At 35.1% G+C, this 14,485-nt stretch carries 6 protein-coding genes; 2 read left to right on the top strand and 4 right to left on the bottom strand.

From position 1 onward, the window contains the following. Positions 1-475: 475 nt before the first annotated feature. From IPO86_12655 to IPO86_12640, 4 genes are all read right to left on the bottom strand, one after another. Entirely contained in the window at positions 476-2,983 is a 2,508-nt protein-coding gene (locus tag IPO86_12655; GenBank protein MBK9728958.1) for a YfhO family protein, read from the bottom strand. Positions 2,984-3,081: 98 nt separating this feature from the next. After that, the gene (locus IPO86_12650) at positions 3,082-4,134 is read right to left on the bottom strand and encodes a 2-oxoacid:ferredoxin oxidoreductase subunit beta (GenBank protein ID MBK9728957.1); all 1,053 of its coding nucleotides are present in this window, start codon (positions 4,132-4,134) and stop codon (positions 3,082-3,084) included. A gap of 56 nt (positions 4,135-4,190) precedes the next feature. Beyond that, entirely contained in the window at positions 4,191-6,041 is a 1,851-nt protein-coding gene (locus IPO86_12645; protein ID MBK9728956.1) for a 2-oxoacid:acceptor oxidoreductase subunit alpha, read from the bottom strand. Next, positions 6,023-7,810 (bottom strand): FAD-dependent oxidoreductase, encoded by a 1,788-nt coding sequence (locus IPO86_12640; GenBank protein MBK9728955.1) that lies wholly within the window; start codon positions 7,808-7,810, stop codon positions 6,023-6,025. The genes IPO86_12645 and IPO86_12640 overlap by 19 nt, the downstream gene beginning before the upstream one ends. A gap of 221 nt (positions 7,811-8,031) precedes the next feature. On the opposite strand from IPO86_12640, the gene IPO86_12635 reads away from it, so the two are divergent. Together IPO86_12635 and IPO86_12630 are read left to right on the top strand one after the other, a co-directional pair. After that, positions 8,032-9,069: a phosphatase PAP2 family protein gene (locus IPO86_12635; protein ID MBK9728954.1), complete on the top strand. Its 1,038-nt coding sequence runs from the start codon at positions 8,032-8,034 to the stop codon at positions 9,067-9,069. Positions 9,070-9,215: 146 nt separating this feature from the next. Beyond that, positions 9,216-14,324: a hypothetical protein gene (locus IPO86_12630; GenBank protein ID MBK9728953.1), complete on the top strand. Its 5,109-nt coding sequence runs from the start codon at positions 9,216-9,218 to the stop codon at positions 14,322-14,324. Positions 14,325-14,485 lie beyond the last annotated feature (161 nt).

Here is a 14,485-nt window from a genome sequence, read left to right as displayed (position 1 = left end):
TTTCAGCAACAAATAAAAAATGGGGAAAATGGCGTGGGAATTTGTATTCTCCATTACGAGATAAGGTCCATGGATATATTCATCAAAAGTTTTACCTATATTCTTTTTCTACAAATAAAATTTGTTTGTTTAATATGCTACTCAAGAAAAGTGGGATACCGATTGAACAAATAATTTAGTTCAATTTACCGCACTAATAATTAGTCTTTTTATAAAAGAAATACTATTAAATTACATTCCAGAATAGTTATTAAAAATTCTTCTAGGTTTGAGATTTCTTTTCCAGTTTTTTTTGTAGTAACAATGCAGCAATGATAATTCCAACTCCAAATCCTCTTATAAAATGAACTAAATCAGCCGGCGTCTCAAAGAAATGTCTAGTTATTATCCTGAAACTCAAGCATAAAGTGCCTAATAAAATTAAAAAAATTACTGATTTTTTCATCTTATTTCGTTTTAAAAAACTTTTCCCTTTCTAATGTTTATTGATAGTGCTTGATTTTAAATTCTTAAATTCTCTATATCCTACAAATCCAATGAGTCCTATCAAAAGTAGTGAACAAAGCATGGAAAGTGTTTTGCCTAATGCAAATGAACGGGGTTTAAACTCCATAACGATTTGGTGTTTGCCAGCCGGTATTTGTGCTGCTCTAAGTACATAATTAGCACGAACCAATTCAGTTTCTTTTCCGTCAATCATAATGTGCCAACCTAAATCAGGTCCGTACCAAACCTCTGAAAAAACAACGAATTGATCTGTTTGACTATCAAATTCGTAGGTCAATTTATTTGGGCTGTATGAACTCAATTTAATAGATCCATTTCCATCAAATTGTGTTTTTGAAATTTTAGATTCAAACTCTTTATGGATAATAACAAACTGTTTTAAATTATTTTTTTCGAGATCTGCTATTTCTTCATCTGGTGAATTTACAAATTTAATATTTTGAATCAACCAGGCATTACCCATTGCAGATGAATTTGGTAAAGCAACTTCTTTTCCAGGTTGACCTAAAATGTAATATTTAGTGTTCAGCATATTTAAAACACTGAGTGTAGATAAGGAAGCAGTTAAACTACTATCTGATCCAGCATTTTGAGAAAAAGCAAAAAGCTGATTTATTTCCGGATCAATATGCCGATCAATAATATCCTGATAGCGCTGTAATTTTGCAGGGTGGTAACCACCTACATGATTATGAAAGAAGGAAGGCATTGCACTATTAAAAGTATTTACGGTTAAATCCAAAACCCGATACGTACTTTTGTCGCTTAAAATTTGATTATCAACAGGTCTTGGTTTTTGAGATTGCTCTTTTTTAGATTTGGATATAAAATCTTCTTTATGTACATATCTTGTTGCAACACCACCAAAATCAAATAAAATTAATGCTCCTAATACGCAAGCAACTACGAGGGTGCTTGTTTTGTTTTTAATATACAACCACAAGATACCGGCACTCGCTAGAATCAATAATAGAGAACGAATGGAGTCGCTTTGCATTAATGATTTTCGATCTGCAATAAGCGACTCCGTATCGAAACCTTGTTTCAAATAGCTTGGATCAGAGGGATGTGAAAAACCAAAAAAACTAGGTCCTAATACAGCAAAGAATAAACAGATTCCACCAGTGATCCCAACACTATAGTATAATTTTTTTATAAGCGTTTCATCCTTTTGTTCTTTTTGTGTCAATTGATAAATCGCCATCATGCCAAGAATTGGAAAAAAGTAAGAGACCACTGAAAGTATACTGCTAGGGGCTCTGAATTTACTATACAACGGCAGATAATTAAATAAAAGATGATTTAACATTTCGAAATGTTTACCCATGGAGAGTAATAAACCAAGTGTAACAGAAATTGCTATCCACCATTTAATTGGACCTTTCACAGTAAATAAACCAAGTACAAATAATAAACACATCACTGCACCGAAATAAAACGGACCACTTGTAAAAGGTAGCGAACCCCAATAGAGTGGGGCTTGCATCCTTTTTGGAGGATTATATCCTTGTTTTCGTAGATTTTTTACAGTTGCAGAAGTTGTTTCTATAGGTTCTGAAGTTCCTCCACCAGCAGCTCCTGGGATAATACAGGAAAATAAATCTTCAAGCCCATTACTCCAATTCATTGCATAATCCCATTGTAATCCGGCTGCATTTATATCTGTATCCGTAGTACCTGATTTAGTTGATAAAATATGTCCGCCGCGCATTGTTTCTTTTGCATATTCATAGGTTGGAAAAATTGTACTGGATGATGCTAATAATGCAAGCACCGTTATCCCTGTTAAAATTCCACTCGGTATTAAAAATCCTTTAATGTCTTTATCTTTAAAATGGAAATAAGCGAATGAAAAAATTAGTGGGAGCATTAACAAGAAGGTGTAATAACTCATTTGAACGTGATTATTCAAAATATTTATGCCCATTCCTAATCCAAATAATGCAGCACCTTGAAGCCATTTCCCGCGATAGGATAAGATCATCCCTGCTAGAATAAAACCAATCATGGATAACACTACTAATTTTGGTATATGTCCCGCTTCATATACTATGAAATTACCAGTTACTAAAGATGTTGCCAATGCACCTACACAAGCAAAACCAATATTCAAACCTAATACCAGATATAAAATATAAAAGGAAACCGAACAATAAAAGAAAATCGCGATTGGCCCGGTTAAAAAACCAAGAGCTAATAGCTTTTGAATATAATTAAAAAAATTATAATCCATGGGTGTTGATATCTGATAAGAGGGCATTCCGCTAAACATAGTACCTGTCCAAAGTGCTGGGTCATCGGGATGTGTTTTATTATAATCTATGATTTCTCGTGCGGATCCTTGCCATGATGACACGTCTCCTTGTTGGATTACTTTGCCTTGCCAGTGTGGATAAAAAAAATAAGAAATAACAACTATGAAAATCAGGATAACCAGTAGATGTGGGTATAATTTCTTTAATAATGCATTAAACATATAGTAGCTTTATATATACAAAGTTAGCCCAATTGTTGGAGGAGTAAAGAAATCCTGCTTTATTATTTAGCAGGTATTTGAATTCGTTTGGAAATAGCTTATTTCAAGCTTGCATTAATTTGCTGAAGGGTAGACAGGCCTGGACATAGATCCGTTTCTTGTAAGCTATTTAAAGGCGCTTTATTTGTATTTAGTAAGGAATGTAAATCTTCGGAATCTTCGTTTATATAGATAAGTCCTGTAAGTATTTCTCCATTTAGATTTGCCCGATGCAGTGCTTGAACTGCAGATTCTTTATTGCAGGGATCCCAGTCATTTTGTAGTTTATTAAAACGAAGATAGGAGCCGTCATGCATTTTTACTTCTTGCGTGGTTCCTTGTTCGTATTCAGTTTTAATTTCGGTAGCAATTGGGACAAAATCAAAAGTCGCAGTAGCATCGATATGGTGCCGTACATAGTCATAGGATTTTGTGGATCCAACATTGTTATTAAACGTAACACAAGGAGAAATTACATCAATTAATGCAAATCCAGGATGTGCCAAAGCTGCTTTTATTAATGGAATTAATTGAATTTTATCACCTGAAAAACTTCGGGCGACAAAACCTGCACCTAATTCCATCGCTAAACCTGGTAAATCAATATTTTGAAATAAATTCGCAGCACCCGCTTTGCTTTTGGAACCTTGATCTGCTGTAGCAGAGTCTTGCCCTTTCGTTAATCCATAACATCCATTATTCATGACGATATACGTGATATTCAAATTTCGTCTGATGAGATGTACAAATTGTCCCATGCCAATAGAAGCGGTGTCACCATCGCCAGAAACACCAAGATAAATTAAATCTCTATTTGCAAGATTAGCTCCAGTAGCAACACTTGGCATTCTGCCATGAACGGAATTAAAACCATGGGAGTTCCCTAAAAAGTAGGTTGGAGTTTTTGATGAACAACCTATTCCAGAAAGTTTTGCTAAACGGTGCGGTTCGATATTTAGTTCAAAACATGCTTGTATTAATGCACTGCTGATAGAATCGTGTCCACAACCTGCACATAAAGTTGATAAGGATCCTTCATAATCTTTCCTGTGATATCCTAAAGTATTTATAGGAAGTTCAGGATGTCTGAAACTAGGTCTTAGGTAAGTCATGGATCCGCTTTTTATAGTTTAGGAGTTTTCAGAATAGGGTTTTATAATTTGAATCTTTACTTTATTTCAAATTCGTAATTAAGTTTTGGAATTTCAATTGACCTGGCTTTGAAATAATTTTGAATTTGGTTTTGAATATTAGAGGCTGTTATTGGCATTCCATCATAATTTAAAATGCGAATTAACCGCTCAGGATTTAAATCAAATTCATTAATTAATAAACTTCGCATCTGCGCATCTCGGTTTTGTTCAATCACAAAAATGACATCATGAAATTCAATAAAATCTTCGACTTCTTTAGGAAATGGAAATGATTTTAATCGAATAGCATCTAATGATAATCCATCTTTTGCAAGATAATCTCTTGCTTCTAAAGCAGCATAATGACTGGTACCAAAAAATAACATTCCAAATTTCGACAAATTTTCCTTTTGAAATAATTCTGGTTTTGGTACATAGCTTTTAATGGTTTCCCATTTTTTTGATAAGCGATCCATATTGCGTTTATATGCATTTCCATCCTCAGTATAAATTGCATACTCATCACGGGAAGAACCTCTGGTAAAAAAAGAACCTTTGGTTGGATGCGTACCAGGTATAGTTCTATAGGTTAAAGCATCACCATCAATGTCAAGATATCGTCCAAATTTTTCAATTTTATCCAATGCATCAGCATCTAATATTTTACCCCGTTTATATTTTGTTTCGTCATTCCATTTTAATGGATCGCAAACATGATCATTCATTCCTAAATCCAAATCAGAAAGAATTATAATGGGAGTTTGTAATTGTTCGGCTAAATCAAATGACAAAGCAGTTAATTCAAAACATTCTGTTGGAGAATTTGGAAATAGTAACACTTGTTTTGTATCTCCATGGGATGCATATGCTGAAACCAGAATATCAGATTGTTGTGTTCTCGTAGGCATTCCTGTTGACGGGCCTGTTCGTTGAACATCAATTAATACAGCAGGGATTTCTGCAAAATATGCAAGACCTAAAAATTCCTGCATTAAGGATACACCGGGTCCACTTGTTGCGGTAAAAGCACGGGCTCCATTCCACATAGCACCGATCACCATACCCATTGCAGATAATTCATCTTCTGCTTGAACAATGGCATAATTTTTAGCTCCCGTTTGAGGGTCTATTCGGTACTCAGCTGCATAATCGGAAAAGGCATCAACTACAGAAGTCGATGGTGTAATTGGATACCAAGCTGCAATTGTTGCGCCTCCATAAATGGCTCCAAGAGCGCAAGCAGCATTTCCTTCAAATAATATTTTATGATCTAATAAATTTCTTCGTTCTAATCTATACTCAAGTGGACATTTGAAATGATCTTTTACATATTGACTTCCTAATTCAAGTGCATGATGATTCGGTGCAATTAGTTTTTCTTTTCCTTGAAATTGTTCTGCCACCAGGTTTTTTAGAACTTCCATTTCAATATCAATCAAGGCAGACAAAGCACCTACATAGATAATATTCTTAAATAACATTCGCTGTCGAGGATCTGTATATTCTCGAATTGTAATTTCAGTCAATGGAATTCCTATGTAGTGAATATCATCTCGTATAAATTCTTTGTGAAGTGGTTTTGAACTGTCATAAATAAAATATCCTCCAGGTTTTACATTGACAACATCTTGCATCATACTTTGTGGATTCACACAAACCATAATATCAATTCCTTCTCTTCTTCCTAAATAAAAATGATCACTAACCCGGACTTCAAACCAAGTTGGCAATCCCTGAATATTTGAAGGAAAAATATTTTTAGGTGTTACGGGAATACCCATTCTGAAAATAGCTTTTGCAAACATATTATTTGCACTAGCACTTCCGGTACCATTTACGTTTGCAAATCGAACTACAAAGTCATTAATTAATGGATGTGATTGCATGAACCGGCTTTAGTCACTGAATAAAAATATTTTTGCATATCCCATGCTGAAGTTGGGCAACGTTCAGCACAAAGTCCGCAATGTAAACACACGTCTTCATCTTTTACCATTACCCGAGTCGTTGGCAGTACTTCTGAAACATACAAGTCTTGAGAAAGGTTGTTTGCTGGAGCGCCTAATCGGGTTCTTAAATCTTCTTCCTCGCCATTTGGAACAAATGAAATACAGGATGTTGGACAAATATCGACACAAGCATCGCATTCAATACAACGGCTGGTTGTAAAAATGGTTTGTGCATCGCAGTTTAGACATCTTTGAGCTTCTTTAAAAGCTGTTTGAAGATCAAACCCTAATTCAACTTCTTTTTTGCGATCTTTAAGAGTAATTGCTTTTTCAGCCTGCGGTACGATATACCGAATATCATCAACAATTTTACTATCATATGCCCACTCGTGAATACCCATTTTTTGAGAAACAAGATTCACCATTGGATGTAACCGTTCGTTAAGATTCTTATGCTGACAATATAGATCAATGGAAACAGCGGCTTGATGACCTTGAGCTACCGCTGTAATGACATTTTTTGGTCCAAAAGAAGCATCTCCCCCAAAGAATACGGAAGCTAAACTCGACTGATAAGTGATCGCATCAACCGTCGGTAATTCCCATTGATTAAATTCAATTCCAAGATCTCTTTCAATCCAAGGAAAACTATTTTCCTGGCCAATTGCTAATAAAACTTCGTCTGCTTCTATAATTACATCTGCTTCACCTGTAGGTATCAGTTTTCGTTTACCGGAAGCATCTAATTGTACTTGAACTTTTTCAAAACACATACCTTTCAATTTGCCATCTTCTATTAGAAACGATTTAGGTACGTGACAATCTAAAATAGGGATATCTTCATGCATTGCATCTTCTTTTTCCCAGGGTGATGCCTTCATTTCAGAAAATGGACTTCTCACAACTACTTTAACATCCTGACCACCAAGACGTCTGGAAGTTCTGCAACAATCCATGGCAGTGTTTCCACCACCAACCACAATAACTTTTTTCCCAATTTGACTGGTGTGCTCAAATGCTACGCTCGCCAGCCATTCTATTCCTATATGAATATTCGCTTTAGCATCCCATCTGCCAGGAATATCCAAATCTTTGCCTCTTGGTGCTCCTGTACCTATAAAAATAGCATCATATCGTTCTTCTAAAATCGATTTTAAACTCTTAACATAGGTTTTAAAATGGGTATGAATGCCTAATTCTAAGATAAAATTGACTTCTTCTGAAAGTACTTCATCCGGTAACCTAAAAGATGGAATTTGACTTCGCATCATACCACCGCCAAATTCTTGTTCATCATAAAGATGTATTTCATAACCTAATGGAGCCAAATCTCTTGCTACTGTTAAAGATGCAGGTCCACCACCAATTAAGGCAATTCGCTTACCATTTGGCGGAAATGGACCTTGTGGCATGTGTTTTCGGACATCTCCTTTGAAATCAGCAGCGACCCTTTTTAGCCTACATATGGCAACAGGTTCTTCTTCAATTCGACCCCTTCGGCACGCTGGCTCACAAGGTCGGTCGCAGGTTCGACCTAAAATACCTGGAAATACATTGGACTCCCAATTGAGCATATATGCTTCCGTATATTTTTCAGCAGCTATGAGCCGAATATATTCAGGAACTGGGGTATGAGCTGGGCAAGCATATTGACAGTCCACTACTTTATGAAAGTATTCGGGATTTTTAATATCTGTTGGTTGCAAGATTTAGCGGGTTTTAAAAAGCGGTACAAATATATTATCAAATATCAATTACAAATTGCGAATTATAAGAACCAGCAGCAATTCAGCTTTTAATTTGAATTTAAGATTTTGTTTTCTTACAATTTTAAGGTTTTATAGCATCCATCTAGATTTAAAAATCAAGTGGTATCTTTTTGCCTATAAATCCGGAATCATCACAAACGCTATAAATTCTGATTCAAATGGAAGCACTTTGTTTCCAAATTGGATTTTTTAGCTCTAACTATGGCAACACCGCTATAACTTACAGCGTGTTTAAACATTCAAAACGAATAGCTCTCTTAATAACCGATCCTGCATCTCTTCGAAATCACTGTATGAATTTTAGTTCTAAAAATATTAAAACAGTTCTTTCCTTTTTAGTTATTATTTGTCAAATTTCTTTTATTGCTAAAGGACAAGACACTCTAAAATTGTTGGAAACAAGTGCTGTATTTGAAGATCTTAACAATAAACCTAAACCATATCGGTTTATTACGAATATACCAGATGATTTAAAACAAATATTTTGTTCCCCTTTTAAAAAGGAGCATATGACTGGTTTTTTAATTACAGTTGCTGCTACTTCCGTTTTAATACCATTTGACCAACAAATAGCCAATGGATTGAAGCAGTTTTGTCGGCAGATTCATTTATATTCTCAAACCGATTTTGCGGTACCACTTAAAATTGGTAAAGCAAAAATTATAAGGATTCCACGAAATTTAAATAGTGGTTTATATCAATTGGGAGAAGGCGGAACTTCCATGATTTTGGCAACCGGATTATTTGTTTATGGAAAATTAGCACATGATAAAAAATCGGTTGGGGTAGCGTTGGATCTAACCGAAACTTTTATAACCATGGGATTATCAACCCAAATCATAAAACGAATAACAGGAAGAGAAAGTCCGTTCAGAGCCACAGCAGATGGAGGTATCTGGCGTCCTCTGCCTAGTTTCAAATCATATCAAACGAATACTTCCAGATATGACGCCTTTCCAAGTGGACATTTAGCAACCATGATGGCTACCGTAACTACCTTAACATTAAATTACCCGCAAAAAAAATGGATAAAGCCGGTAGGTTATAGCATTATAGGTTTAACTGGCTTAGCAATGATAAATACCGATGTACATTGGATTAGCGATTATCCTCTAGCCCTTGCTTTGGGTTATATTGCTTCCAGAATCACTTTTTATAAAAATCATAGGGGCAAGAAAGGGTTTTCAAAAATTTGATTTGAAGGCCTGTATTGGGAACACTAAAAGACAGAAAAAGTCAGAAGATTACACATTAGTAAAAAAAAATATATAATTATTTTATATATTTATTATCTTTATGGTCAATATTTATTAATAACCACTTGGTTAAACCTACTCTGAGTATGTACCATCTGTGTATGAACCTGCCACTCCCAAAGGCGCGATTTACACTCAAATTAGCCTGTCTTTATTTTCTTTTAAGCTCTTTCTACTTTCCATTGTCTTTGTTGGCTTTTGGAAATCCTTCCAATAGATTAGAAGCTAAAATGAACCATTTAAAAGATGATCCAAAACAAAAGGAGCTTGCTTTTCCAGATCATTGTTTCAGTATTCCGTTAAATTCGAATTTATTGAAAAAGCATTCGAACGAACTAAATTCTGCAGATGCTATGTGCCCTGCTTTAAAATGCACAGACCTACAGATTACTTTAGGTAGCGGTGAATGTGGAGCAACTCTTGATTTTCTGCCTGAAGTTTTAGGCAATTGCACTCTATCTGTAGACCTCCAACTTTTAGATACAAGTTTATACAAGTTTGGTCAATTGCTGAAAATAGGTCAGCATGAAATTTGTTATATAGCAACCGCATCAGATGGAAATACCGCAACATGTTGCATGCAAGTGACCGTGCTTCCAATCCCAAATCCGAATGCAAGTATTGTTTGTAATAGTGATATTCAAATTAGTTTAAATGAGGATTGTTCGGCTACCATCGGTGCGGATAAAATTCTCACATGGGGGCCTTATCGATGTTTTGATGACTACATCGTTGAACTCAAAGATTGGTATTCAAATAATTTAATTGACCGGGAGCTTAATGTTCCAGGTGCTCAAATTGGCATGGAGGATATTGGAAGACAAATTAAAGTGACTATAAAAGATCCTTTTACCGGAAATAGTTGTTGGGGTCGTGCTACTGTTGAAGACAAACTTGCTCCAGTCATAATTTGTGCAAATGACACTTGCATAATTTGTGGTACAAGTCCCAGCTCACCTTTATTTATGGGTATCCCATTCGTTTATGACAACTGTAGTGATTATCAGTTGACTTTTAAGGATGAAATGATTTATGGTAGCTGTATTGCTGGTTTCGAACAAAAAATTATTCGAACTTGGATTGCAATAGATGCTTACAACAATAAATCTAGTTGTGTACAAACGATTACTATAAATTTGGTAACATTTGCAAACGTATATGCACCACATAATTTTGATGATTATGATGCAGCTGCTTTTTCTTGTGATGAAAAACGGAATCCAGCCCTTGATTTTAAAAAGCATTTTTTGGCATATCCATATTGTGTTGATGGTTATTTATTAGATTCCTTACATTGGTTTAATACAGGTGGCTTTTTGCCAAGTCCCACAGGCGATCTATCTGGTGAGAGATTGCCAAGAAGCTTAGGTTGGAATTGTATTGATACCGGAATTTATAAAGGTCATCCAAGTCCATGGCCCATTTATTATCCACCACATCCAGATTGGAATTCTGGTTCTCAATTATGTTGGGGGCCTGATGAAGTTGTGCTTTGGCTAGGAACCGGATATCCAAGCAGTAAAGGATGTTTGAATCTGGGTATGACTTACAAAGATGAATTTATTGATCTTGCAAAGAATGGATGTAATGCTGGCCTGGTAGGTTGTTTTAAAATATTGCGACAGTGGACTGTATTTGATTGGTGCACAAGTGAAATTGCAGGTCATAATCAAATTATTAAAGTAATAGATCGAATAGGTCCTCAAATTATTTATCCGGATTCTACACTTGTTTATAGTGATGTTTGGAATTGTTCCGGAACCTGGATTGTACCGAAACCTTGGTTAGCTGACAATTGTAGTCTGGATTTACATTATAAGGTAACAATCGAAAATGGAACGGTGTTGGGTGATGAAATTGCAGGATATATTGTTGTTGGTATAGAACGTGGAATCTGGAATGCATTTATTATAGCAGAGGATTGTTGTGGTAATATTACAAAGAAAAGAATTGCTGTAAATATGTTGGATTTGGTGCCACCCAATGCAGTTTGTGATCAGAAAACAATTGTTAGTTTAAATGGAACACAAAGTCCGGGAGAGAATTTCACAAAAATAGTTGCAAAAGATTTGGATCAAAATAGTTTTGATAATTGTTCGCCGCATGTGTTTTTCAAAGCAATTCGAATGGAACAACTTAGAGGTACTAATAATGGTAGCAATGCCCATCAACCAGATGATGGATTCAATTGTGCGGCAATAAATAGCGATGACAATCTTGTAAGTAATGGAAATCAAATTTATTTTGATGATGACGTAAGGTTTTGTTGCAGTGATGTAGGAAAACAAATAATGATTGTACTTCGGGTTTTTGACAAAGAGCCGGGAAAAGGTCCGGTAAGTCCATCAAGAATGAATCCTGGAGGTGATTTGTATGGTCATTTTACAGATTGTATGGTAGAAGTTGAGGTACAAGATAAAAGCATTCCTACCGTAACACCACCGCCAAATATTGTGGTAAGTTGTTCCTTTTGGTTTGACGTTACAAAGTTAACAGACCCACAAGATGAAACCTTTGGAAGTGTGGTGAATACCTTAAGTGCAAGACGCAAAGTGATTACCAGGGATCAGCTATGTTACAATTACTGTTTGAGAAATGAACTTACAGGTTATCCTGGGTTTATACCAGGTGCTTCTCCTTCAAATCCTCCGGCATGGAATAAAGCTTGTGATTATTATCGTTTATTATTTGATACTTCTCATTTAGATAGAAGTTATGATTTGGTTTGGGGATTTGATGGTGTTGTGTTGGGAACTTGTGGGACTAATTATTCAATTCTAGTAAATGATAGTAGACAATGTGGTCAAGGTTTTATTAATCGGACAATTATTGCAAAGGGTCCAAATGGAATCAGTGTAAGCGCCAACCAAACAATTTGGGTTGTTGATTGCGATCCATTTTATATAAACAGAGATCAAGATTGCGATTTTACAGATGATATTTTTTGGCCAGGAAATTGTTCTGGTGATCCTACAGTGATTGAGGGATGTGGGGCAGATATTAGTCCAGATAATCCAAGATTAGGTAGACCTTATATTGAGCATAATGCGGATGATTTATGTGCATTAATAAGTACAGAATATGTGGATGAAATTTTTAATATTGAACTGGATGCTTGTTTTAAGGTATTGCGAAAATGGATCGTAATTGATTGGTGTCAATATGATCCTCTTCTGGATCCGGTTAGAGGTCGTTGGGAATATTTGCAGATTATTAAAGTATTTGATAAAGACAAACCAAACATTATAATTACAATCGGAAATTGTGAGCCGGCAACTAAAGATCCTATAACAAAAGTATGTTCTGGACATATTGAAATCAAGCAAAGTGCAACTGATAATTGTAGCCCCGTGGATTGGTTAAATTCGGATTATAAAATCGATTTATTTAATGATGGGAAAGGGATTCATTCTGGTTTTGATTATGCAGTAGGACCTATAAATAGTAGGGAGCAAAGTTCAGGCCGAGTTCCAATAAGGCATCATAATCCACTCGCCGATAATGAGTTTAATCCATTTGATGCTAGTGGAACCTATCCAATCGGAATTCACAGAGTGTGTTGGTTTGTTGAAGATGGATGTGGAAATCTTGCAACGAGTTGTCAGTTATTTGAAATTAAAGATTGCAAAGCTCCAACACCATATTGTCATGTTGGTATCATTACCACCGTAATGCCTGTGTCTGGATGTGTTACGGTTTGGGCAAAGGACCTTGATGCTGGTAGTTATGATAATTGTACAAATTCAGAAAATTTGCATTTCTATTTTGATAAAGATAATTCAGACAGTTTGACTATTTGTTGTGATGAATTTATAAGTCAAAAGAAAAATGATGAAATCGTTGTGCCTGTGTTAATTTGTATTGAAGATGAAGAAGGAAATAGAGATTGTTGCAGTACGGTTGTTGTGATTCAGGATCCGAATGATATTTGTCCTAATGTTGGCAGCTTTGGCAAAATTTCTGGCGAGTTAAAAACATTAAATGGTGAAGGAACGGAGCATGCATCTATTCAATTATTTCGATCCAATGTGATGGAAAAAGAAATGACTACTGCTTCCAATGGATATTATTTATTTGGAGACCTGGATTTTGGTTTGTCCAAAGAATATGTTGTTAAGCCTCGAAGAATTGACGAACCAATGAATGGCGTTTCTACGGCAGATATAGTTAAAATTCAAAGACATATCCTTGGATTTGAAAAATTAAATAGTCCATATAAAATAATTGCTGCTGATGTTAATAATAGTGCTTCTATAACAGCAGCAGATATTACAGAAATCAGAAAATTAATATTAGGAGTTCAGAATGAATTTGCAAATTGTGATTCCTGGACCTTCGTTCCTAAAAGCTATAAAATGGATTTAAATAATCCATGGTTAGCACCTAGAGAAGTATTAGTGCCTATGGTATTAGCTAAGGATAGAAAGGAAGATTTTGTAGCGATTAAAATAGGGGATGTAACCGATGATGCGAAAGGCCATGATATAAAATCAAGCAATTCAAGGACTAGAGAATTATTTCATTTTGAAATTAATAACCAAAATATTGTTGCTGGAGATTTGATAAAAATTGCCTTTAGGTCTAATGACTTTAAGGATATAGTAGGTTTTCAATTTACATTAAAATTTAATCCTGAAATTTTTAATTTTGCAGGGGTAGATGCCGGAAAATTGCAATTGGATGAATCAAATTTTGGATTGCAACAAGTAACTAATGGAGTAATAACCAGTAGTTGGAATAATAGAGTTCCGCAAAGTTTTACTGCGAATGAAGTTTTGTATTATCTTAATTTTCGGGCAAATAAAAATACCAGTTTGATCAATGCACTTGACATCACAAGTGATATCACGTTTGCGGAAGCATATGATACCCAATTAATTTCACGGGATATTATTTTAGTAATCCGTACAGAAAATGGAGTGCAAAATAGCGGTATATTTGAATTGTATCAAAATATGCCCAATCCATTTTCAAAAGAAACAAACATAAGTTTTAGGCTTCCAGAAGCTGGAACAGCGAAATTTAGTTTTTATGATCTTACAGGTAAAGTTTTAAAGGTATATGAATTGCAAGCAAACAAAGGATTAAATAAATTGAAACTTCACCGATCTGAATTCAAATCAAATGGAATTATTTACTATCAATTGGATGCAGCAGGACACTCTTCAACCAAGCAGATGTTATTGGTTGAATAGATTTGGATTCTGTACATTACAAGAAACCCTCTGAATATTTCTAATTTGTTGCGCAAGAAGGGTTTACAGGTAAGAAATTTGAGCTGACTTCATTTTGTTGAATAATTTTTATTTACTGATTTAATACCCAAATTATGGAAGTAAGCGTAACCAACTTGGAA

It is taken from the genome of Saprospiraceae bacterium (assembly GCA_016717265.1).
Classification (GTDB): Bacteria; Bacteroidota; Bacteroidia; order Chitinophagales; family Saprospiraceae; genus Vicinibacter.
This window is presented reverse-complemented; position numbering and strand designations above follow the sequence as displayed.

What these genes read in the sequence shown, in the direction of transcription:
- IPO86_12635 (MBK9728954.1), top strand. Translation starts at nt 8,032, where the DNA reads ATGGAAGCACTTTGTTTCCAAATTGGATTTTTTAGCTCTAACTATGGC.
- IPO86_12655 (MBK9728958.1), bottom strand. Translation starts at nt 2,983, where the DNA reads ATGTTTAATGCATTATTAAAGAAATTATACCCACATCTACTGGTTATC.
- IPO86_12630 (MBK9728953.1), top strand. Translation starts at nt 9,216, where the DNA reads ATGTACCATCTGTGTATGAACCTGCCACTCCCAAAGGCGCGATTTACA.
- IPO86_12650 (MBK9728957.1), bottom strand. Translation starts at nt 4,134, where the DNA reads ATGACTTACCTAAGACCTAGTTTCAGACATCCTGAACTTCCTATAAAT.
- IPO86_12645 (MBK9728956.1), bottom strand. Translation starts at nt 6,041, where the DNA reads ATGCAATCACATCCATTAATTAATGACTTTGTAGTTCGATTTGCAAAC.